The organism is Micromonospora narathiwatensis (assembly GCF_900089605.1).
Taxonomy (GTDB): Bacteria; Actinomycetota; Actinomycetes; order Mycobacteriales; family Micromonosporaceae; genus Micromonospora; species Micromonospora narathiwatensis.
The window spans coordinates 5,670,758-5,692,363 of the sequence record NZ_LT594324.1 but is presented as its reverse complement, the minus strand read 5'-3'; the positions used below and the strand labels follow the sequence as shown (position 1 = coordinate 5,692,363).

General features: G+C 70.1%; 17 protein-coding genes. 1 reads left to right on the top strand and 16 read right to left on the bottom strand.

What is annotated here, in order from left to right:
* Positions 1 to 140: 140 nt before the first annotated feature.
* Entirely contained in the window at positions 141 to 1,481 is a 1,341-nt protein-coding gene (locus GA0070621_RS25055) for a C39 family peptidase (protein ID WP_091200342.1), read from the top strand.
* 134 nt (positions 1,482 to 1,615) lie between these two features.
* Here the strand turns inward: GA0070621_RS25055 and GA0070621_RS25050 are convergent, their stop codons facing one another.
* The 16 genes from GA0070621_RS25050 to mqnE form a co-directional block, all read right to left on the bottom strand.
* Positions 1,616 to 2,101 (bottom strand): hypothetical protein, encoded by a 486-nt coding sequence (locus tag GA0070621_RS25050; protein ID WP_091200340.1) that lies wholly within the window; start codon positions 2,099 to 2,101, stop codon positions 1,616 to 1,618.
* 129 nt (positions 2,102 to 2,230) lie between these two features.
* Positions 2,231 to 2,509, bottom strand: coding sequence for a DUF4229 domain-containing protein (locus GA0070621_RS25045; protein WP_091200338.1), 279 nt, complete (start codon positions 2,507 to 2,509; stop codon positions 2,231 to 2,233).
* A gap of 36 nt (positions 2,510 to 2,545) precedes the next feature.
* Positions 2,546 to 2,968, bottom strand: a complete 423-nt coding sequence (locus tag GA0070621_RS25040; protein WP_091200336.1) for a hypothetical protein — start codon at positions 2,966 to 2,968, stop codon at positions 2,546 to 2,548.
* 647 nt (positions 2,969 to 3,615) lie between these two features.
* On the bottom strand, positions 3,616 to 4,812 hold the full coding sequence (locus GA0070621_RS25030; RefSeq protein ID WP_157740046.1) for a WxL protein peptidoglycan domain-containing protein: 1,197 nt from the start codon (positions 4,810 to 4,812) through the stop codon (positions 3,616 to 3,618).
* Between the two features lie 41 nt (positions 4,813 to 4,853).
* On the bottom strand, positions 4,854 to 6,050 hold the full coding sequence (locus GA0070621_RS25025) for an Ig-like domain repeat protein (RefSeq protein ID WP_091200330.1): 1,197 nt from the start codon (positions 6,048 to 6,050) through the stop codon (positions 4,854 to 4,856).
* A 142-nt stretch (positions 6,051 to 6,192) separates the two neighbouring features.
* A complete protein-coding gene (gene pstB / locus GA0070621_RS25020) occupies positions 6,193 to 7,008 on the bottom strand; it encodes a phosphate ABC transporter ATP-binding protein PstB (RefSeq protein ID WP_091202827.1) in 816 nt (271 codons plus the stop codon).
* A gap of 187 nt (positions 7,009 to 7,195) precedes the next feature.
* Positions 7,196 to 8,185: a sortase gene (locus tag GA0070621_RS25015; RefSeq protein ID WP_091200328.1), complete on the bottom strand. Its 990-nt coding sequence runs from the start codon at positions 8,183 to 8,185 to the stop codon at positions 7,196 to 7,198.
* A gap of 55 nt (positions 8,186 to 8,240) precedes the next feature.
* On the bottom strand, positions 8,241 to 10,103 hold the full coding sequence (locus GA0070621_RS25010; RefSeq protein WP_091200326.1) for an Ig-like domain-containing protein: 1,863 nt from the start codon (positions 10,101 to 10,103) through the stop codon (positions 8,241 to 8,243).
* 3 nt (positions 10,104 to 10,106) lie between these two features.
* A complete protein-coding gene (locus GA0070621_RS25005) occupies positions 10,107 to 10,973 on the bottom strand; it encodes a hypothetical protein (RefSeq protein ID WP_157740045.1) in 867 nt (288 codons plus the stop codon).
* A gap of 115 nt (positions 10,974 to 11,088) precedes the next feature.
* Positions 11,089 to 12,225 (bottom strand): substrate-binding domain-containing protein, encoded by a 1,137-nt coding sequence (locus GA0070621_RS25000; RefSeq protein ID WP_157740044.1) that lies wholly within the window; start codon positions 12,223 to 12,225, stop codon positions 11,089 to 11,091.
* A 198-nt stretch (positions 12,226 to 12,423) separates the two neighbouring features.
* The gene (locus GA0070621_RS24995) at positions 12,424 to 15,018 is read right to left on the bottom strand and encodes a hypothetical protein (protein WP_157740043.1); all 2,595 of its coding nucleotides are present in this window, start codon (positions 15,016 to 15,018) and stop codon (positions 12,424 to 12,426) included.
* Positions 15,015 to 16,733: a phosphate ABC transporter substrate-binding protein PstS gene (pstS, locus tag GA0070621_RS24990; RefSeq protein ID WP_167667326.1), complete on the bottom strand. Its 1,719-nt coding sequence runs from the start codon at positions 16,731 to 16,733 to the stop codon at positions 15,015 to 15,017. The genes GA0070621_RS24995 and pstS overlap by 4 nt, the downstream gene beginning before the upstream one ends.
* A complete protein-coding gene (pstA, locus tag GA0070621_RS24985; protein ID WP_167667324.1) occupies positions 16,726 to 18,117 on the bottom strand; it encodes a phosphate ABC transporter permease PstA in 1,392 nt (463 codons plus the stop codon). The genes pstS and pstA overlap by 8 nt, the downstream gene beginning before the upstream one ends.
* Positions 18,118 to 18,130: 13 nt before the next feature.
* A complete protein-coding gene (pstC, locus tag GA0070621_RS24980; protein WP_091200314.1) occupies positions 18,131 to 19,162 on the bottom strand; it encodes a phosphate ABC transporter permease subunit PstC in 1,032 nt (343 codons plus the stop codon).
* Between the two features lie 325 nt (positions 19,163 to 19,487).
* Positions 19,488 to 19,997 (bottom strand): hypothetical protein, encoded by a 510-nt coding sequence (locus GA0070621_RS24975; RefSeq protein WP_157740042.1) that lies wholly within the window; start codon positions 19,995 to 19,997, stop codon positions 19,488 to 19,490.
* A gap of 420 nt (positions 19,998 to 20,417) precedes the next feature.
* Positions 20,418 to 21,587, bottom strand: coding sequence for an aminofutalosine synthase MqnE (gene mqnE, locus GA0070621_RS24970; RefSeq protein WP_091200310.1), 1,170 nt, complete (start codon positions 21,585 to 21,587; stop codon positions 20,418 to 20,420).
* Positions 21,588 to 21,606 lie beyond the last annotated feature (19 nt).

The window sequence follows — 21,606 nt, the reverse complement described above, 5'->3', positions numbered from 1 at the left end:
ATCAACATCCGTCACTATGTACCGCCATCCCGACCGGATCCTCTCGCCGGCAAAGATTTTCCATGCGTCGACCTCTGGCGAAAGTTCCCGCCAGGCGCGACAGTGAACGGCAACGATGCCGTTCTCTCGTGGGAGCTGCCATGATCACGAAACCGTTGCGCGCGGTCGCCCTCGCCGGCGTGACCGCGCTCGCCCTCCTCGGCACCACCACGCCCGCCCACGCGGGCAACAACCTTCCCGCCGGTCCGCACGACGAACAGATCACCTTCCAGGAGTGGTCGAAGTACCCCGACTGGCGTACCGGCACCCACCAGGGGACGCGGGCCATCCCAGGGCACCGCACCGGGATCACCATCGACCAGGCGGTCGGCACCACCGAGTTCACCGACAAGCACGGCGGCACCACCCGCACCTGGGAGTACGCCAGCTGGACCTCCCCGGAGCGGGCCGTCGGCTTCGACGCCACCGAACTGGTCGCCTCGTGGAACGCGGAGACCCCGGCCGGCACCTGGATCCAGGTCGAGCTGCACGGCACGTACAACACCGGCCAGCAGACCCCCTGGTACGTGATGGGCCGCTGGGCCTCCGGGGACCAGGACATCAAGCGGGCCACCCTGGACGGCCAGGGCGACCCCTGGTCGACCATCTGGACCGACACCTTCTCCATCGACAACGCCGCGAAGGGCGTGCTGCTGCGGTCGTACCAGCTCCGGCTGACCCTCTACCGGGCGCCGGGACAGGCCGCCGCGCCGCGGGTCTGGATGCTGGGCGCGATGAGTTCGAACGTGCCGGACCGCTTCACCGTCACGCCGAGCAGGGGCGGGATCGCCTGGGGCATCGAGCTGCCCGTCCCGCGCTACTCGCAGAACATCCACATCGGGGAGTACCCCGAGTACGACGGCGGCGGCGAGGCGTGGTGCTCGCCGACCTCCACCGAGATGGTGGTCGAGTACTGGGGCCGCAAGCCGTCGGCCGAGGACACCGCCTGGGTCGACCCGAGCTACGCCGACCCCACCGTCGACCACGCGGCCCGAATGACCTACGACTACGAGTACGAGGGCGCCGGCAACTGGCCGTTCAACACCGCGTACGCGGCCACCTTCCCCGGCCTGGACGCGCGGGTCACCCGGATGCACTCGCTCGACGAGGTGGAGCGCTTCATCAAGGCCGGCATCCCGGTCGTCACCTCGCAGTCCTTCCTCGCCAGCGAGCTGGACGGGGCGAACTACGGCACCTCCGGCCACCTGTTCGTGGTGGTCGGCTTCACCGCCGACGGTGACGTGATCATCAACGACCCCGCCTCGTCGTCCGACGCCGCCGTGCGCAACGTCTACAAGCGGGAGCAGTTCGAGCAGATCTGGCTGCGGACCAAGCGGTACCGGGCGAACGGCACGGTGGCCGGCGGCTCGGGCGGCATCGCGTACCTGATCAAGCCGACGAACCACGCCTGGCCGGTCGTGCCCGGCTCGACCAACTGGTGACGGAACGGGCCCGGCACGGTCCCCTCTCGGGACGGTGCCGGGCCCGTTTGTCGGCCCGGTGGTCGGCCGTCGCGCTGCCGAAGCCGACCGAGGCGGTCACCCCGGCCGGGCGGTTTGTCCCCCGGCCCGGGCGGTTACGCCGACGGGGCGAACGAGGCGGGCGGGGTCGCCGGTCGGGCCACCTCACGGCGGCGCCGGATCGCCCGCACGATGATCACCACCCAGGCCACCACGGCCGCCACGCCGGCCAGGGTGAGCCCGGTCACCAGCAGGTACGTCGACCCGCCGGCGGTGGAGAAGACACCCGCGCGGGCGCCCGTGTCGCGGGCCGGGGCGGTCGCGCCCGGGGTCACCCCGTCGGGCGCGTCGTAGAGGATCACGTCGACGCGCCGGGCGTCGCCCTCGTCGGCGACGAAGGTACCGCGCCATTCACAGTTGCGCCGGCCGCACTCCTCGTGCACGGCGGTGAAGGTGCCCAGCGTGCCGCCACCGCTCTTCGCCTGCCAGGCGGGAACGAGATCGGTGGCACCCGCCATCAGTCCGGCGACGGCGATGACCGGCAGACCGATCCAGACGAACGCCTTCGTCCGCCATCCGTTGATCGTGTTCAGGAAACTCACGGCGGCCGACCCTAGCGGCACCCGGCCGCCCGCGCTGCCCCGTTTTCTCGTGGCGACCGGCTCTCTCCTGGCCGCCGGCTTTCCCGGAGCGCGGCCAGGGCCCGGACCGTCGGTGCCGGGCCGCCCGGACTACTCCTCGCGGCGCTGGTCCGCCGGCTCGGGCTGGTCGTCCCCGGCGAGCGCGGAGCGCAGCCGCTCCTTCTCGGCGCGGCGCCGGTCCGACGCCTCGGCCATCTCCCCGGCCATCTCGTCCCGCCAGCCGCGCAGCAGGAAGAACGAGAGCGCGGCGGAGGAGATCAGTGCCAGCATCAGCCGCAGGAACATGCTCATCTCGACGAACCAGAGGGCCGCCAGCACGCCGACGAACAGCCCGATCCGGCCCAGCGTGTACTTGACCGCCGCGCTCACCCTCGTACTCCGTTCTCCGTCACCGCTGGCGCGGGCTCAGCTCGTACGCCGGGCCAGCCAGTGCACACCAGGAAACCAGATCACCGCGTAGACCACGGTGAACACCGCCGCGGCCAGCCCGCCGGAGACCAGCGGCGGCAGCCCCGCGGCCAGGCCGGCCGCCAACAGACCCGCGAAGATCCCGACCGCGACGCCGGCCAGCGCCGCCACCACCCGGGCGGCGCCGAACTCCCAGGCCCGGAAGTCGTCCCAGAACAGCCACACCGGCAGGATCACCGCCAGCCAGCCATTGGTACGCCCGAAAGCGCCGGCCCCCATCGTGGCGAACGCCCACTCGAAGAGCACCAGCGCCAGCACTCCGATCACCAGGCCGGCGAGACTCACCCCGAGCAGGTCGCCCAGGGTGCGGATGCGCCCCTCGGCGTCCCGCCGGGGGAAGGTGCTCTGCTGCTCACTCATGACGGTACGAGGGTACGCGAGCCAACGTGGCGACGGCGAACGGCGTACGCCGAGCCCAGGCGGCGCGCGAGACCTCTCACCCGGGACGAAACGCCCGCGCCCGGCCCGGTTGGCTCAGCGAGACCGGAGGTCCCGTCGCCGCCGCGCCGACATCCGCAGTACGGCGCCGCCGCCGACCAGTGCCGTTCCGGCGATCACCAGGGCACCGATCGCGACACCCGTACGCGGCAAGGTGCCCCCGGGCGACGTCCGGGTGGGCGACGGGGCGCCCGTCGCCGTGGGCGAGGCGGTCGGGCCGGTCGTGCCCGAGGGGGTCGGCCTGGGGGCGATCGAGACGGTGATCTGCATGCTCCCTCCCTGCTCGCCTCCCTGACCCTGCGACGATGGACCCGGCTGTGACGTGGACGTCATCGCGACCACGGTCGCCGCAGCCGCGTTCGGCGGCCGATCGACTGCGGCCCGGGCGCCCGTCGCCCAGAGAGCGATCATCACGCCGGCCACCGAGGCGACCGCCGCCGGGCGACGGCAGATCCGGGTCCTACTCATCACAACGTCTCTCTCAATCCTGGGTGACAACTGCGGCGCGACGGCGCCAGGGGAGCTCCCGCGTGGCGGTCGACCGCCTCCGGCGGCAACGATCTATCCGCTCACGCCGGTCGTCCGGCGGCCAGCGGCGTCGGGTCTCCGCCCGCCGGGTCCGGAACACCTCCGTCGCCGCCAGCGATCTCCGCCAGCAGCCGGCGACGCCGCCGTCTCAGGACGAACACCAGGACCACGGCCGCGACCAGGACACCAAGGAAGATCAGCAACCCCCAGGGCGCCGCCGATGTCGAGGCCGCCCGTCTGGCGGTCGGTACCGCCTCCTTCTTGTCCACGGTCTCCGGGTTGACCGCCAGGGAGGCGGAGATCGGACCGGCCGGGAAGACGCCGTGAATCGTGCTGGTGAGCCTGACCTCGGAGTCAGGGAGCAACTCCGGAATGTCGATCATCTCGCTGTGGCCGAGCCGGATGCCGAGTGGGCCCTTGACCTGGATCCGCGCCTTGCCGGCGACCCGGACGTTGCCGAGGTTCGCCACCCGATAGGTGACGGTCAGATCTCCACCGGGGAACGGGACGACCGGATTGTCGTACCGCAGCTCCATCCCGGTGATCTGCACGGAGGGCTCCACCGGCCCGCTGACCCGCAGGTAGACCCGGGCGCCGATGCGCCGCTCGATGGTCACCTGCTGCCCTTCCTTGCCGGTCGCCGTCACCGACATCGCGGTAACCACGGCTCCGGGGTGGTCTCCCGGCTCGGCGTTCGCCGGAACCTGCAGCGTGAACGGCACGTCCAGCCGTTTCCCCGGCGCGACCGTGTACGACCGCTGCGGCAACCTGATCCAGGCGCCGACGCCCCGGGGATCCTGGCCGGTGGGGAGGAGGGCGAAGGCACCGTCCTCGGTGTTGAACGCGTCGGTGGCATAGGTGTCGAGCGTGAGCGGTTCCTTGCCGAGGTTGCTGATGCCGACGTAGTCGATGATCTGCTCGCCGGGCGAGAGGTCGTACACGAAGTGGTTCTTGCCGGTCGGCCCCTTCCGGCTCGACGGCTGCACGCTCCAACGGGGTTCTTCGCGCGCCGTGAGCGTGGCCGACGGCTGGAACGCGACAGGCCGCGCCGCGGCGGCGCGCGCCGCACCCGGTCCGGCGACGGCCGGAGCGGCGACGCCGGGAAGGGTGAGGGCTACGACGGCCAGCAGCACGACCCCGGTACGGAAGAGATCACGATGGCGCATGGTACGACTCCGAGAGGGGTTCCGGATAGGACACGCAGCGGATGCACCACGGACCGGCTGTCCGCGGTACATCCGCTTGCGCTGTTGTCACCCGTTGGTCACCGACGCTCTGGTCAGGCCAGGGTCAGCGTGAGGGTGGCGGTGTAGGCGCCCGGCGGGACGCTGTCCGGGATCGACAGGCTCAGACCGGCGTCGCAGGTGAACTTGCCGGCGCTGCTGCCCGCGGCCGAGGTGCAGAGCGTACGGGTGTCGCCCAGGTTCGCCGCGGTGCCCGCGGTGACCGCGCCGGAGCCGCTGGCCTTGGCGGCCGACGGGGTCCAGCTGAGGTTCCCGGCCGGGATGTTGCCGGCACCGGTGAAGTCGGTCAGCTGACCGGTCACGTCCCAGCCGACGTTGGTGCCCCGCAGGTCGGTGACGGTGGCCTGCTTGAGCGCACCGGTGGCGGTGCCGCCAACCTGGCCGCCGGCCAGCGCGACCGACGGAGGCTGCGCGATGTCCAGCGTGAAGGCACCCGGGTCGACGTCGGCGGTGATGGTCTGGGCCTTGCTGACGCCACCGGCCGGGCCGCTGACGGCGAGCGAGACGGCGGAGGACGTCGACGCCCCGAACGAGCTGGGGTCGGCCGGCGTGAACCGGGCGGTCAGCGACCAGGAGCCCGCGGGGATGGTGCTGGTGGTCAGGGTGGCGGCGCCACCGCTGACGGCGGCGGTGCCGAGCGAGTTGGTGCCGCGGAGGAACTCGACCGTGCCGGCGGCACCGCTCGGGGCCACCGTCGCGGTGAGGGTCACCGGGGTGCCGGCCGCGACCGGGCCGGCCGGGGTGACGGCGAGGCTGGTGGTGGTGGCCTCGACCACCGGCACCTTCCACTGGTTGCCGCTGACCACGATCTCCGTCACGAACCGGTCGGGGTGCCGGCCGTTGAGCAGGCTGAAGCACTCCACGACGATCCACCAACGGCCGTTGGCCGGCGCCGAGCCGAGCGCGGTCTGGAAGGACCGGTTCGGGTTGGCCACCACCGGCGCCTGGTCGTACCCACCGCCACCGAGCGACGGGGTGAGGTTGGTGAACGGCCCGGTCTCCGCCGGACCGATCCGCAGCGCGGCCTCCTCGCCGTACGTCGCCGGGCACGGCGCGGAGGTGGTGGCGGTTCCGAACATCGGGTTGTCGGTGACCAGGCCGCTGGTCTTCGACAGGTTGACGGTGCCGAGCGGCGCGGCGAGCGCCGGGGAGGCGACCGCCACGAGCGCACCGGCTGCAAGGGCGGCACCCGTCGTCAGGGCGGCCGCACGAGCAAGCAGACGCTTACTCATGGATCACTTCCTCTCATTGAGGGTGGTGACGGACCGGATCAGATGAGCCGGCCGACGATTAGGTTTTCGATCTGCTGTGACGTTGACGGCAGTTCAATCCCTACGCCGGACATGCGAAAGGGAAACTCTGGGTGCGGTGGCATCAGCCGAACCGCCCATGCACGTAGTCGTACGTCCGGGAATCCTGCGGGTTTTCGAACATGGCGGACGTCGGCCCGTACTCGACAATCGATCCCGGCGTGCCCTGGCTGGCGAGAAAGAAAGCGCACTCGTCGGATACGCGCGCCGCCTGCTGCATGTTGTGGGTGACGATGACAATGGTCACCTCGGTGACCAGTTCCGCAATCGTCTCCTCGATCCGCCGCGTCGAGGTGGGGTCCAGGGCCGAACAGGGTTCGTCCATGAGCAGCACCCGGGGGCGTACGGCGAGCGATCGGGCGATGCACAGGCGCTGTTGCTGTCCACCGGAGAGCGCTCCGCCCGGTTGGCGCAACCGGTCGCGGACCTCCTTCCAGAGACCCGCCTTTATCAGGCATTCCTCGACCAGGTCGTCCAGTTCCCGCCGGCCCGCGCGGATCCCGGTCAGCCGCAGCCCGGAAATGACGTTGTCGTAGATGGACATCGCCGGAAACGGGTTGGGCTTCTGGAAAACCATGCCGATTTGCCGGCGCGCGTCGGTGACCCGGCGCGAGGAGTCGTAGATGTCCCGCCCGTCCAGCAACACCTCGCCGGCGAGCGCGGCACTGGGCACCAACTCGTGCATCCGGTTGAGAATCCGCAGGAAGGTGGACTTACCGCAGCCGGACGGCCCGATGAGCGCGGTCACCTGGCCGGCCGGCATCGTCAGGGAGACCCGGTCGAGCACCTTGCGGTCACCGAACCAGGCCGAGATTGAGCGGGCCTCCAGCATCGCGAGCGAGTCCGTCGCGGCCCCCACCCGCGCACTCCCCCGGTGCATCACCTCGGTGCTGGCCAGGCCGTCGCCGGCTCGGTGGGGGGCGGCCAGCTCGGCCTGCGGGATGTCCACCAGGGTCGGTGTCTCCCCGCCCAGCGGTGTCCCGGCGGGCGGGTCCTGCGCGGCATCCCGCCGAGCCACGATGTCGTCGATCGGGTGCGTCACCTTGTCCTCACAGCTTCCACGTTGTTCACATCAGGTTGGGCAGTAGGCGGGCGACCTGGTCGGCGAGCGTGAGGCCGAGCGCACCGCAGACCGGTAGGCCGACGATCCAGGCCGGCCAACGCCCGCGCCGGACCCGGACCCAGGTCACCGCCGCCACGGCGAGCAGCAGGGCCTGGCCCCAGAGCACGACGGACATCCAGGCGTTCTGGTCGGCCGCCATCGGTCGCTCGCTGGCCGGCAGTGACGCGGCGCCGAACGCGCGGCGTGCCGCGGGTTGCGCGTCCGAGGTCAGTTCGGCGTAGACGTAGAGCAGGTCCTCCGGTGCGTAGACCGGCCCGTCCGCGGTGATCAAAACCAGTCGACCGGGTGCCGTCTCCGACGGTGGCGGCGCCTCCTCGCCCGCCCGGCGCAGGGCGATGACGCGGTACTTGTGCTCGCCCTGCCCGGTGATCGCGGTGATCTCGTCGCCCGTCGTCAGGACGTCGAGCGCGCCGAAGGGTCCGCCGTAGAGGAACTTGCGGCCCATGACGATGCTCGTGCCCGCCTGGCCGGGCAGCACGGTGTCACGGCGGTGCCCAGGGCCCGACTCCAGCACGTCGCCCCGGGTCCCCTCGAAGACGACGGTCCGCAGGTCGATGGCCGGGATCCGCAGCACGGCGACGGCGCTCCCGGGCGGCACCAGCTTCCCGTTCTCGTCGGTCTGACCGACCGGCGCGGTGGCGTTGGCCAGTTCGTAGCGGAAGTCGGCGTACGCCGTCTGCTGAGACCGCGCGTAGCGCAGTTGGGAGACGACCGTGAGGTGGGCGACGAAGGCGAGCAGCACGACGGCGAGGATCGTGAGCCCGGCCCCGGAGAGGTGAAACGCCAGGTGTGCGGGGCTCGAAGCACCCGACTCCGGAGGGCTCGCCGTCACCGCGGGCAGCGGGCGGCTCGCCGCCGCCGGGGGCGGCGCCGGCGCGGTCGCTGCCGGGGCCGGCGGCGGTGCCGCCGGCGGGCGACTTGTCGTCACCGTCATCGTCGTGCTTCTCCCTTGCCCTGATTCCGCCCCATTGCCACGCTGTCGCGCGGTCCTACCGCTGCTCGTCCGGCCAGATCACCGGCGCGAACCGTGGCCGCCGCCGGGTCATCACCAGCACACCCGCACCGCCGCCGACCAGCATCAGGCCGGCCCCGAGCATCGTCACGACGTCGACACCCGTCTTCGGCAGGCTGCCGCCGCCAGTACCGCCGTTGCCGCCGTCACCGTCGCTGTTGTTGTCGTCGCCATCGGCCGGGTCGTCGTCCTTGGCGGCGACGGTGAAGTCGAAGGTCACCGTGTGGGCGGTGCCGGAGAACACGAGTTGATGCGCCCCGACCCGGCTGTCTTCGCCCAGCGTGAAGGTCAGTCCGACCACGCCGTTCTCAGCCGGCACGGTTTGCACCGTGGTGCCGTCGAGTTGCAGCACGACCGGCTCGTCGCCGGTGAACCCTCGGGCCTCGATCTGCACGGTCTGCCCCGGGTACAACGTCGGGTTCGCGCCGAGCTTCTTGCCGTCCTCGTCGGTCACCGTCAGATCGCTGTCGGTGGCCGGCGCGGTGATCTCGTACTGGACGGTCTGGGAGGTCGAGTTGCTGAACTGAGTCGCGTCGCTCGGCGTGAATACCGCGGTGAGCGAGTGAACGCCGACGGGAAGGGTCGTGACGGTCGTGGTCGCGGTGCCGTTCTGGACGGTGACGGCCTCGCCCAGTGCGGTGCTCCCGTCGTTGAACTGCACCTTGCCCGCCGCCGCGGCCGGCTGCACGGTCGCGGTGAGCGTGACGGCCGTACCCTGCGGCTTCGGACCGGCCGGCGACACCTCGAGCTTCGTGGTGGTCTGCGCGACGCCGTCCCCGGTGATCTCGTACTGGACCGGTGCGGACTGTGCGCCGTTGAACTCGTCCGGGTTCGTCGGAATGAACTCGGCGGTAAAGGTGTGCGCCCCGACCAGCAGCGGCGCGCTCGCGGTGTTCACCGTCGTGGTGGCCGTGCCATCAGCACTGACCTCGATCGAGGCGATGGGATCCGTGCCCCTGCGGAACTGGACGTGTCCGGTGGTCGCCGGAGTCACCCTCGCGGTCAGCGTGACGGGGGTCTTCTGCGGCTGCGGGCTGGCCGGGGTCGCCTCAAGCTCGATCGTGACGTCCTGAGCCCCGGGAGCGGTGATCCGATACGACGCCGCCGATGAGATCGACGCGTCGAAGTTGCCGGTCGGATTGAAGACCGCGCTCAGGGCACGCAGGCCCACCGACAGGTCGCGGGTGGTGAGCGTGGCAGTGCCGCCGGAGACGGTGACCGGAGCGCCGAGCGCCGTTTCCCCGTCGCGGAACTGGATCGAGCCGGTCGCCGCGGGCGGGTCGATCGTTGCGGTCAGGGTCACCGCACTGCCCTGCACGGCCGAATCGGCCGGGCTGACGGCGAGCGTGGTGGTGGTCTGCGTGTTCGAGCTCACCACCTCCCAGTTCTCGCCGGTGACCTTGATCGGGGTGACGAACCGATCGGGGTTCCGGCCCGCCAGCAGGCTGAAGCACTCGACCACCACCCAGTAGGTGCCGTCGGCCGGCTTCTCCCCGAGCGCGGTCTGCATCGACCGGTTCGGGTTGGCCGTCACCGGGGCCTCGTCGTACCCGCCGCCGCCCAGCGACGGGGTCAGGTTGGTGAACGGGCCCGTCGGCACGCCCGGACCGATCCGGAGCGCGGCCTCCTCGCCGTACGGCTTCGGACACGGCTTGGAGGTGATCGCGGTCTCGAACATCGGATTTGCGGTGACGGTGCCACGGGACTGCGAGAGGTTGACGGTGCCCAGGTCGGCGGCGTAAGCGGGCGTGGCGACCAGCCCCACGAGCATGCCGCCGAGAAGTGTGGCCGCCGAGAGTGCAGCAGCGATCCGGCCACGCCGGGAGACAGACAGGGACATCGACTACTTCCTTTTCGCCGTCGGCGTAGTGGTACGACTGCTGGAACTTGCGGTCTTCGCGCTGTCGGAGGGCGGCTCGGTCGGCGGCTCGGTCACCGACTCCTCGGGCCACGCCACCTTCGGCAGCGCCGGTGCCACTCGACGGCGGCGTACGACGAGCAGGCTGACCAGGGAGCCGGCGAGCAGGACCCCGCCGGTGACGATGGCGGCGATGACGAGGCTGGCTCCACTCGCCGGCAGGCGGTGGGCGGCGGGGGTGGGCTCGGCCATCGACGTCGCGGGATTCGGTTCTGCCGAGCCGGCCGGGGTCGGGTCGACGGTGGCCGTCGGCGACGCGGAGGGCGTGGGCGTCTGAGTGGCCGACTCATCCGGCGACCCGGGCTGCGCCGGCTGCCCTGACGCCCCGACCCGCCAGCCGGTGCCGGAGACGGTGATCGGCGTGACGAACCGCTCCGGGTGGCGACCCGCAGTGGCGCTGAAGCATTCGACGACGATCCACCAGACACCGTCGGCCGGGTTGCTTCCGAGCGCCAGCTGGTAGGAGCGGTTGGGGGAGAAGGTCACCTTCGCCTTGTCGTAGCCGCCGTCGGTGAGCGGCTTGGCGAGGTTGGTGAACGGTCCGTTCGGCGGGCCGACCCGCAGCGACGCGTTCTCCCCGTAGCCGGCGGGGCACGGGGCCGAGGTGGTCGCCTTGGCGAAGATCGGGTTGCTCGTGACGTCGCCGCTCTGCGACGAGATGGCGACGGTGCCGAGCGGCGCGGCAAGCGCCGGCGCGGCGCTGACGGCGGAGACGCCGCCGGCCAACACCAGGCTCAGCCCGGCCGCCGCCCCGGCGCGTACGCGCCTGGCTGGCCATTCCCGCGTTCTCATCGCAACCTTCCTCCGGTGAGCGGCCCGCCCGCGCTGATGGCGCGGCGACCGCCGACGTAACCGCGGAGCCGGGCGCCCGCTGTGGGACGCCCAGCCGCCGCTTCGTGTTCTGCTGTTACGAGTTGGACTTCAGGGCGGTGGCGCCGCACTTCTGGTGGAACAGGTCCGGGCTCGCCGAGCGCTGCCCGAAGCCGAACAGCTGCACCACGTTGCGCTGGCTGCTGCCGACGGTCACCGTCTGCGTGCAGGCGAGTGCGTTGTCGCCGACGAACACCTGGTTGATCAGCGGGTTGGTGAGGTCAGCGGTCGGGACCACGTTGTAGACGTCCCGGTTGAGCGGGAAGTTGGCGTTGAGCACACCGCTCGCGATCGGCTGCTGGACGGCCTGACCGGGCAGGTTCATGCCGGTCAGCAGTGCCGGGCCACGCCGGTCCTCCACCACCAGACCGGTGGCGGTCTGGATCGTCGCGTTGTTGCCCTGCGCGAGGAACTGCCCCGCCGCGAACGGCACGACCCAGTCGTTGTGCCCCTGGAGGACCGTGCCGTCGTGCTCCTGCGGGTTCGGAACGCCAGCAACGGTCAGACAGGGCAGGTCGCCCAGGGAGATCTCCTGCTCGGTGATCTCCATCTGCTGCAGCCAGAACTGACGGGTGCCGGAGCCCGCCTGCGGGATCAGCGGCTGTACCGGCAGGCCGCTGATGTTCTTGTCGAAGCACTTGTAGACGCGCTGCACCCGGGCGAACGAGTTGTTGCGCGGCAGGTCGCTGTTGCTGTTGATGGCCAGCGCCACGGCGTCCACACCGAACGGGATGTAGGTGAGGTTGCCGCTGGTGCCCGGCGTGGTGCTGGAGTACGCCGACGAGCGGGCGAAGTCGACGCAGCCCACGACGTCGGAGCCGAGGTACTTACCCGGCCCACCGTGGGTGCCGCCGAGGTCCTCGCCCTTGGCCGCACGCAGGGCCTGGCGGCCCGCGCCGGACCCGTTGGGCCGGGTGAACTGGCAGTTGGTCGCCTTGGTCTTGATCTGCGCGGTGCCCCGGGCGTCCCAGGAGGCGATGACCTTGTTGCCGTTGACTCGGATCGTCTCCGCCAGACCGTTCATCACGTCCTGGGTGGTGTCCGAGCCGGCGCCGGCAAGCGTCCGGTAGTCCGTCGCCGGCGCCGGGTCCGCCGACGCGGGGCTACCCCAGACGGCGACGGCGGCGACGGCCACGCCCGCCACCATCACCTTGCCGAAGGTGTTGACCCTCATGCGATCTCCCTTTCCGAGAGAGAAGGAAATGCGGCTCATTTCACGATGAAAATGAGTTGTGCTAACTTTCCCGGCCCGAAACCAAAGACCGAAACCTAGGTTGCGCAAACGTTGAGAGCGGTTCCTTTCGGCAACACTTAGGCCAGATGAACGGCTCAGTCACCGGGTGCCAATCTCTTGCCATTCCTTCGTTCGCCGTCATGCCGGCCCGCCGGAGTTCGATCGAAGGCGTCGGGACACCATCAGGAGAACCGGCCCGGCCATGCCGCCCAGCACTCCGACCACGAGTAGGGCCACGACGACCCAGCGGACCTGGCCCAGTGGGCTGCCGGGAGTCAGTTGCGCGATCGGCTTGCCCACGGGAGGCGACTGCGAGGGGGCCGGGGGTGCCGGGGTCGGGGGGACGCCCTGATTCGGTACTTCAGAGGCCGTGTCAGTAGGGGTCGACGTTGGTGCCTCGCTCGCCGCGGGGGCGGTGGTCGCCGGGGGCTGATTCGGAGTCGGCGTGGGCGACGGCGACGGCGGCTGGTAGCGCTCAAGCGTGTCCGCGACGGTCAACGTCTGTGCCCGCATCGCCTGCGGCAGCGGCGCGTAGCCCTCCGGCAACTGGCCGGGCTGCTGTCCCGGCTGCTGTCCGTTGCCGGCGACGTACCGCAGCAGCGACGCGTAGTCGCGCCGCGCCTCGGCGGGCGCACCGAGAGTGGCCGCCGCGTAGGTGACCATGGTCAGCGGGTACGCCTTCGGAGTGGCGACCGCACGCAGTGGGTCGATCGTGCGGACCCCGGGCACCTTGCTCGGCACCATCGCGTCGGCTCCGGCGAGCATGCCCGTCGTGTCGGCGGTGCGGCAGTCCGAGGCGGCCATGTTGCCGTCGGCGTCGGTCACCGCCTTGCAGAGCTGCGCGGTGTGGAGACCGTAGCGGGCGGCCGACGCCGAGTCGGTGATGGAGAGTGCGAAACGCTGACCCACCTGCTTGGGTGGCTCCTTGCCGTACTTGCCAGGAATGCTCCGGTCAAAGGACGGCTGCCAGTTGGATGCCTGCTTGGTGTCGGCGCGCAGCGTCTGGTACGCGGACTCGCCGAGGCTCGGCGCGTACGGGAAAAGGTCGAGTGTGCACCGGCCCGGCGACGGTTCCTGCTGCCACTCCTCCAGATCCGGCCGCTCCTCCGGATTGATGCAGGAAGGGTCCGTACGCGGGAAGTAGTCCTGGGCACCGGCGGACACGAACCGGTAGTTCGGGTTGACCTCCATGCCCTTGCCGTGGGGCCCACCACCGAGCCCGTCAGGCTTGCCGTTCAGCCAGTCACGCGCCGACGGATCGGCGAGGACCCACCGCCACACCTCGCGGGCCGCCGCAAAATTGCCGTACGGGACGACGATGCCGTCGGGAGCGAACCCGTTGTCGATGTAGGCAAAGTCCGGGTTCAGCGCCAGAAACTCCGGGTCCACCCCGAGACTTCGCGGGTTGTCCGCCACATAGTTCTTCTGGTTCCCGTCCGGCACGTCCCGGACGTACGACTGGGTGAGCAGCTTCGCGAGCAGCCGGGGAGTGAGCTTGAGGTTGCGTACCAGGGTGCGGCGTAGCGGCTCCATCTCCGGCGGCACGGTGCCCGCGAGGCGGAGGTCGATGTTGAACGCGATGACCACCGAGGAGACGGCGACCGGTGTCTGCACGACGGGCGGCTGCCCCTCCTCGGGAACCACCGGATCGGAGGTGAAGGCCAGGCCCGGACCGTCGTTCGACGCGTCCAGCACCTGCCGCACCGCCTCCTCGTCGCCCGTCGTCGAATAGGCGAAGACCGGCCCGTTGTTGGCGCAGAGCGCGGGCTGCCAGGCGAGCACGGCCTCGGCGATCATCTCCGTGCCGACCGTCCCCCGTTCCTCCCGGTCCAGGGGGCACCCGGCGTCCACCGGGGTGAAGTCCAACGGCACGACCAGCCGGTCGGCGAAGATCGACGGCGTGAGCGCCCCCCGGTACGTAACGATCTCCTGGTGCGTCCCGTCGACCTCTCGCTCGCCGCGGGGGACGATGACCAGCCAGCATCGGCGGGGAGCGCCGCTGGCGCCGCCCGTGCGGACGCCGCAGCCCAGGTGCGGGTCGCGGACCGCGTTACGAACCTCGAAGACCGCCCGACCGGAACCGTCACCGGTCGTCACGGCAAAAGGAATCTCGTTGCTGGTGTAAATGCCAAAGTAGTTCGAGAGCACCTCGGCCGGCTTCAGCGGGCTGTCCGGCGGCAGTCCTTCGGCGGGGAACGGGTCTTCCGGGCTGCCATCCGGAGTTCGAGAGCCGTCCAGCGCGGACCGGAACGGGATGAGCCTCGCGCCCGTCCGGAGCAGCCCGTCCTCCAACGGGTCCGCCGGCACCGGAGAACGCTGCTCGGGGGGTTCGACCTCGGTCTTGTCACCGTTTTTCTTGTACCGACCGACGCCCCACTCGCAGGTCTCTCGAAAGTCGGGCGCGTCGGGATCCGGGCCCCAGCACTGCATGACCTGCAGGTAGTTCGCGTTGGGATCCTTGGCGTAGAACTTGGTCTTGGGGGCGCCGGTCCAGGTCACGGTGACCGACTGGTTGGTCAGGTTCTTCGTCTGGGAGACGGTGACCTTGAGGTCGCTCCAGTCGTCGCCCAGCTGGCCCATGCGCCCGCTGACCGTGACCGCGGAGTCGGTCACCTCGTCGACCGCTCTCGCCGGTGAGACCGGCGGGCCGACGGTCAGCAGCGCGGCCGCCCCGACGAGAACCGCTGCCGCGGCCACGCCCCGCCGTCGGCCATGGCTCATCGCCCGGCTCACGACCCGCTCCACGAATTGTTGCGGCCACGGCGCTGCAGCGACCGGGCGAGTAGCGGTGGTCCGATCATCAGGCCGACGAACAGCACTCCGGCGAGCAGCATCAGGGTGTGCGACAGGCGCCACCCACCGTCGGCGTCGAGGGCGACCGGGATGCCGGCGACGAAATCCCCGCCTGTGCCCGCGCCTGCGCCTGGGTCGGAGCCACCGGCGACCGGGTCGCCCGTGAGCGGGTCAACCGCCCCGGCACTCGGCGCGGCGTTCGGCCCGGCACTGGCGTTCGGGCCGGCGGTCGCGTTCGGCCCGGCCGTGGGGTTCGGTCCGCCCGAGCCACCGGGGTTGTTCCCGCCGGTCGAACCCCCGTTGTTGTTCGACGGGGTGTCCTGCGGCGCTCCACCGGTGCCGGTGGTGCACTGGGCCGGGCCGCCCTTGCGATCACACTCCGGCGGGTACGGCGCGTTGTTGGCCAGCGTGTTCGTGCCGTCGCCGGAGAACGTGGGGTTCCGACAGTTGGCGATCTTGTTCGGCTCGCGCGCCATGTTGGGGATTCGCTCGACCTGCTTGAGGCCGGCCTCGACCAGGTTCTTCGGCAACGGCGAGTAGCCGAGCGACTTGGCCTGGTTCTGCCCCTCGCAGAGCAGGTAGTAGCCGAACTTCCCGAGCGTGTACCCCTTGTCGGGTTGCTTCAGCCCGTACTCCTCCGCGACCGGCACGATGATGTAGGAGTACGAGGACAGGGGATACGCCCGCTTGTCCGGGTTCCGGTAGACGTTGTCGAGCTTCTGGGTCAGGTAGACCGCCGGGTCGGTGTTGTGCTCCTCGATCTCGGCCTTGGTCAGCGCCACGGCGACGTTCTCTGCCGTCGGAGCAACGTAGTAGCCGGCCGAGTTGAGCAACTTGACCACCGGGAAGCCGGCCTTCTCCGGGTACGAGTACTCGACGTAGGTGATCGCGCCCTCGCCCTGCGGCTGGCGGACGAAGCCGGAGACGTTCTCCGAGCCGGACTTGGCGACGAACCCCTCACTGGGCTTGTACGGGTAGTACGACGTGAGCCCACACGGGGTGCGCTTGCCGTTGCGGGCGCAGTAGGCGTTCCAGATGTCCGGATACTGCTTGCTCAGCCAGAGCGTGAACTGCGCCGTGGTGCCCGAGCCGTCGGAGCGGACCACGGGAACGATCCGCCGCGCGGGCAGGGTCAGCGACGGGTTGTCCGCCTTGATCGCCGGGTCGTTCCAGTACTTGATGGCGCCGGTGAAGACCTTCGCGACGTTCTCGCCCGAGAGCCGCAGGTTGGTGACCCGCCGCCCGCCGATGTTGAGGTTGTACATGAACGACGTGCCGCCGGCCACGATCGGCATGTAGGCGAACTTGCGCGCGGGCGGCTGGTCGGCCGCCCGACCGAAGTTCGAGTCGTACAGCCCGTACGGGATCTCCGAGACGCCGAAGTCGACGGTGCCGTTGGCGAACTGGGTCCGTCCATCGGTGGAGCCGGTGGCGGCGAAGTTGATCGTCATGCCGTTCTTCTTGACGTTGGCCGCCCACTGGCGCAGCGCGTTCGCGCTCCAGGTGGAGCCGGCGCCGCTGACCGGGACGTACGTGGCGGCGCTGGCGGCCGTGCCCGGAAGCACGACGACCGCCCCCGCGATCCCCAGCGCGAGCGCGGCGGACGCAAGTCGACGTGGCCCGCTCGGGCCACCCGGCATCAATTTCCTAAACATGACGTTCCTCACTGTCGCCCCCGGGTGCGGGTGCTGAGTCGGGTACGACGGAGCGCGAGCGGCTGCGTTCGGCGAACCGCCGCGCGTCCCGATAGGAGGCGACCATTCGTCGCCGGAGTTGACGCTTGCTGAGATTGCCGGCACCGCGGCCACCGAGCACCCGCGCCAGGACGAAGAGCAGCAGGACGAGCAGCATCAACGCCGCGCCGGCACCGAAGCCACGAGCCACCATCGACGGTTCCGGCGACTTCACCGAGTCGAAGGTGAACAGCGGCAGGGAGACCTGCGGTCCGCTGAACGGATTGAGGTTGACGCTGGCCGCGAAGCCCGCGGTGAGCAGAACCGGGGACGTCTCGCCGATGCCGCGGGCGGTGCCGAGGATCACCGCGGTGGCCAGGCCGGACCGGGCCGTCGGCAGGACCACCTGCCACACCGTGCGCCAGTGCGACGCGCCGAGGGCGTAGGAGGCCTCCCGCAGGTGTCCGGGGACGAGGCGCAGCACCACGTCGGCCGCGCGCACGATGATCGGCAGGGTCATGATGCTCAGCGCCAGCGACGCGGCGAAGCCGGACTTGCCCGGCGCGAGCCACTGCCAGCGCTCCGAAAGGTGCGTCTCGACCCAGTGGCCCCAGATGAGAATGTAGGAGAGGTAGACGAAGAGGCCGGCGACGATCGACGGCAGAGCGGTCATCGCCTCGACGATGGTCCGGACGAAGCGGCTGAACGTACCGGGGAACTCGCTGAGGAAGACCGCGCAGATGATCCCGGCGGGAATGGTGATGGCGAGGCAGATCGCTATCTGTTCCAGGGTGCCGATCGCCGCGTGCACGATCCCGCCCACCGTGAGCGGGTCCAGTGGTCCGGCGAAGGACATGTCCTGGGTGACGAAGTTCAGGTGTTTCAGCGACTCCCAGCCCCGGATCAGCACGTAGCCGACGACGAGGACCAGCGCGGCGAGCAGCACGAAGCCGAGGCTCGGCACGATCACCGAGGCCACCTTGGCACGCACCGCCGGGCCGGGATTCTCGTACGAGACGAGCACCGTGTAGAAGACCAGAAAGCTCAGGTAGCCGACGACGACGAGCCCGAGGGCGCCGCTGAGCGGCGCGAGCTGGTAGAAGAGCAGTGCCGTGAAGCCCACCGCGGCGGCCGCCGCGGCGAGGACGGGAAAGGCCCCACCCTCGCCGGTGCCGCCGATCGCCCTCGGCCGCGCGGGTACGTCCGACTCGGCCGGCGGAGCCGGAATGGTGGTGGTCGGCCGCCGCGCCGCATCGTCGTCGGGTTCCGCGGCGTGACGCGCCCGTCGTGAAGTCGGGTCGACCTCGTCTGTCCGCTGCGCGACGGCGTCTTCGGCGTACGCGGTCGAGGTCTCAGCGGGTGTCAATCCGGCCATCGGGTCAGGCCTCACTCTCGGCGCCGGATCGGCTTCGGGCGATGATCGCTGATGCGATGAAGTTGATGACCAGCGTCATGAGGAACAGGGCGAGACCGGCCGCCATCAGCGCGGAGAGCCCGAAATCGCTGGACTCGCTGTAGCGCTGGGCGATGAGGGCGGAGACGGAGATGCCGCCGTTCTGGAGGATGTGCCAGTTGATCTCGAAGAGCGGAGTGATGATCATGTAAACGGCGATCGTCTCCCCGAGGGCTCGGCCCAGACCGAGCATCGTGCCGCCGATCATGCCGCCCCGCCCGAAGGGCAGCACCACGGTCCGGATCATCCCCCACTTGGTGGCACCCAGGCCGTACGCGCCCTCGCGCTCCCCGACCGGTGCCTGGGAGAAGACCTCGCGCATCACCGAGGACATGATCGGCGTGACCATCATCGCCACGACCATCCCGGCAATGAACGTCGACGAGCTGTAGACCGACATCGTGGCGAGCGGGTCACGCGGGTCCACCGGTTGTCCACCTTCGACGACCCGGAAGATGGGGATCCAGCCGAGCCAGGTGGAGAGCCACTTGGACAGGTAGATGACCTTGCCCGAGAGCAGATAGAAGCCGAAGAGGCCGTACACCACGCTCGGGACGGCGGCCATCAGATCCACCAGCGAGACGAGCGTGCGCTGAAACCGGCGCGGGGCGTACTCGGAGATGTAGAGAGCGGTGCCGGTGGCGAGCGGCACCGCGAAGGACACCGCGACGATGGCGATCGCCACCGTCCCGACGAGCAGCGCCGCCACACCGAAGTTGTTGGAATCCGGGTCCCACGCCTGGGTCGTGAAGAACGACCAGCCGGCGACCTGAAGCGCCGCCCAACCGCGGTAGAGCAGGAAGCCACCGACCAGCAACATGATGACCAGCACGGCGGCGCCACCGGCCCGCGCGACCAGACGGAAGGCATGGTCGGAGGGGCCGATCCGGGACGTCGTCCGGCGCGGTACGTCGGCGGACTCCCCGGCGGGAGCGCCGGGGATCGTTGTCGTGACCATCAGCGGCCCACCACGGGATGACGGGTGACAGGCACGAGACCGCGCCTGACCGTGCTGCACACCTGGAATGCCACCTTTCCTGAGCCGACTCGACCGGTGCCGCGGCCCCGTTCGTCGCACGGCCCACGCTCGGCGGGAGCGGTGACGTCGCGGACAGGCGAATACTTACGCCAGACATGTGACCGGTGAATTCCGGATGTCCGCCGTCCCGATCGGGTCACCGACTCACGTCGGCGGCTCAATTCGTCGCGCCCTGTCCATTTCGGTACGTCCGTCCGCGCGCTCTTCGTCGACCGGCCGATGCCGATTGCCGGCCGCCGGTCTTTCACAGCTCACCCGGCATTCGGAACCGGGGCCGGTACGCCTCACCGAACGACGATGGCGTCAGGCCGGTGGCCAGCGAGCGGGTTGGGTGGATCGCGGCGACGTCTTCCGTTTCTGTCGGCCGCTGACGTCCCCGTCTGGCAGCGCGGACGCCGACGACGAGGTCCGCCTGCGGTACCGCCTCCAGGAACCGTTCCAGGTTGTACGCGCACTCCCGCGCCCGGAAGTAGGAACGGCTGGAGGCGGCGACGGCATGGCCGTCGAGATTCAGCCGCCAGATCCACTGTCCGGTCATTTCGACCAGGCTTTCCAGCCGAATAACGCGATCCAGATTCTGCTGAAGATCGAGGACCGCCTGGCGACTGTCGGCGTAGGCGTCGTGATAGGAGGCGCTTCGGCCGAGTTGCCGATTATTGGGCGATACGAGCATCCAGAGGATGCGTTCCCTCTCGGGTGCGACCTGCGCCTGTGTCGCTGGCGCGGCGAGGAACACGAAGCGTGGACGCTGCACCTTGATCCCTCCCTCGACCCGGGCACGAAACCGCGCCCGGACCCGGCCCACATTTGGCTGGTGGGGACAGGCTCAGGAGGGACAATGACTCAGTCAGCAGCCAATCGCTTACGCCGGACATCCGGAACGTGAACAGCGGATTCACAGCCATCCGCCGTTCGGATACAAGGCACTTCCAACAGGGGGAGTGGACAGCGATTGATGGCGGTTTGCGGGCATATATCGCCCGGGAACTCAGCCCGGCCGAGGGGCCGCGCAGCCGTTCCCGACCATCAATCTCCCGGGCCGCCATGCGGCGGTTCGCCGACACGGACGGTAGCGATGGTCGGGTGACTCCCGGGCAGTCCTGACGCGCCGCGACGGCTCGAACGGCGGCGGGTCGTCACCGACTCCGGCCGCCGAGGGCGCGCTCAGCCGCGGTCAGGCCCAGACCCGCTGCGGCTCGGCCCGGCGCTCGGCGAGCGACGGAGCCGCGTCGTACTCGCGGACGGTCTCGTAGCGGGTGTTCCGCTCGACCGGGCGGAAGCCGGCATCCCAGATCAGGTGCAGCAGGTCGTCGCGGTGCATGGTGTTCGGCGTGCCGTACGAGTCGGCGTCGTGGGTGATCTTGTATTCCACGACGGAACCGTCCAGATCGTCCACGCCGAAGTTCAGCGACAGCTGGGCCACCGAGAGGCCGTGCATCACCCAGAAACACTTCACGTGCGGGACGTTGTCGAAGAGCAGCCGGGAGACGGCGAAGGTCTTCAGCGACTCGGCCGGCGAGGCCATGGTGGTCCGGGCCTGGATCCGGTTACGGACCTTGCCGTCCGCCGAGTCGACGAAGTCGTGCTGGTAGCGCAGCGGAATGAAGACCTGGAAGCCGCCCGTCTCGTCCTGCAGCTCGCGCAGCCGCAGCACGTGGTCGACCCGGTGCCGGGGCTCCTCGATGTGGCCGTAGAGCATGGTCGACGGGGTCTTCATGCCCTTCGAGTGGGCCAGCCGGTGGATCCGCGACCAGTCCTCCCAGTGACAGGCGTGGTCGACGATGTGCTGCCGGACCTCCCAGTCGAAGATCTCCGCGCCGCCGCCGGTCAGCGACTCCAGGCCGGCGTCCATCAGCTCGTCGAGGATCTCGTCGGCGCTCAGGCCGCTGATCTTCTCGAACCACTGCACCTCGGTCGCGGTGAACGCCTTGAGGTTGACCTTCGGCAGTGCCGCCTTCAGCTCGCGCAGCACCTTGGGGTAGTAGCGCCAGGGCAGGGTCGGGTGCAGGCCGTTGACGATGTGCAGCTCGGTGAGCTGCTCGTCCTCCATCTCCTTGGCCTTGCGGACCGCCTCGTCGATACGCATCGTGTAGGCGTCCTTCTCGCCCGGCTTACGCTGGAACGAGCAGTACGCGCACGACGCGGAGCAGACGTTGGTCAGGTTGAGGTGCCGGTTGACGTTGAACATCACCCGGTCGCCGTTCGACTCGGTGCGCTTGTGGTGGGCCAGCCGCCCCAGCCAGGCGAGGTCGTCGCACTCGTAGAGGGCGATGCCGTCCTCGCGGGTGAGCCGCTCCCCCGCGTAGACCTTCGCTTCGAGCTCACGCTTGAGTCCGGCGTCCATCGAAAGCCACGTCCCTTCC

Excerpts from the sequence above, each read along its gene's own strand:
- pstC (WP_091200314.1), bottom strand. The coding sequence starts at position 19,162 with ATGGTCACGACAACGATCCCCGGCGCTCCCGCCGGGGAGTCCGCCGAC.
- GA0070621_RS25025 (WP_091200330.1), bottom strand. The coding sequence starts at position 6,050 with ATGAGTAAGCGTCTGCTTGCTCGTGCGGCCGCCCTGACGACGGGTGCC.
- pstS (WP_167667326.1), bottom strand. The coding sequence starts at position 16,733 with ATGTTTAGGAAATTGATGCCGGGTGGCCCGAGCGGGCCACGTCGACTT.
- mqnE (WP_091200310.1), bottom strand. The coding sequence starts at position 21,587 with ATGGACGCCGGACTCAAGCGTGAGCTCGAAGCGAAGGTCTACGCGGGG.
- GA0070621_RS25040 (WP_091200336.1), bottom strand. The coding sequence starts at position 2,968 with ATGAGTGAGCAGCAGAGCACCTTCCCCCGGCGGGACGCCGAGGGGCGC.
- GA0070621_RS25000 (WP_157740044.1), bottom strand. The coding sequence starts at position 12,225 with ATGAGGGTCAACACCTTCGGCAAGGTGATGGTGGCGGGCGTGGCCGTC.
- GA0070621_RS25015 (WP_091200328.1), bottom strand. The coding sequence starts at position 8,185 with ATGACGGTGACGACAAGTCGCCCGCCGGCGGCACCGCCGCCGGCCCCG.
- GA0070621_RS25030 (WP_157740046.1), bottom strand. The coding sequence starts at position 4,812 with ATGTACCGCGGACAGCCGGTCCGTGGTGCATCCGCTGCGTGTCCTATC.
- GA0070621_RS25055 (WP_091200342.1), top strand. The coding sequence starts at position 141 with ATGATCACGAAACCGTTGCGCGCGGTCGCCCTCGCCGGCGTGACCGCG.
- GA0070621_RS25010 (WP_091200326.1), bottom strand. The coding sequence starts at position 10,103 with ATGTCCCTGTCTGTCTCCCGGCGTGGCCGGATCGCTGCTGCACTCTCG.
- GA0070621_RS25005 (WP_157740045.1), bottom strand. The coding sequence starts at position 10,973 with ATGAGAACGCGGGAATGGCCAGCCAGGCGCGTACGCGCCGGGGCGGCG.
- pstB (WP_091202827.1), bottom strand. The coding sequence starts at position 7,008 with ATGCACCGGGGGAGTGCGCGGGTGGGGGCCGCGACGGACTCGCTCGCG.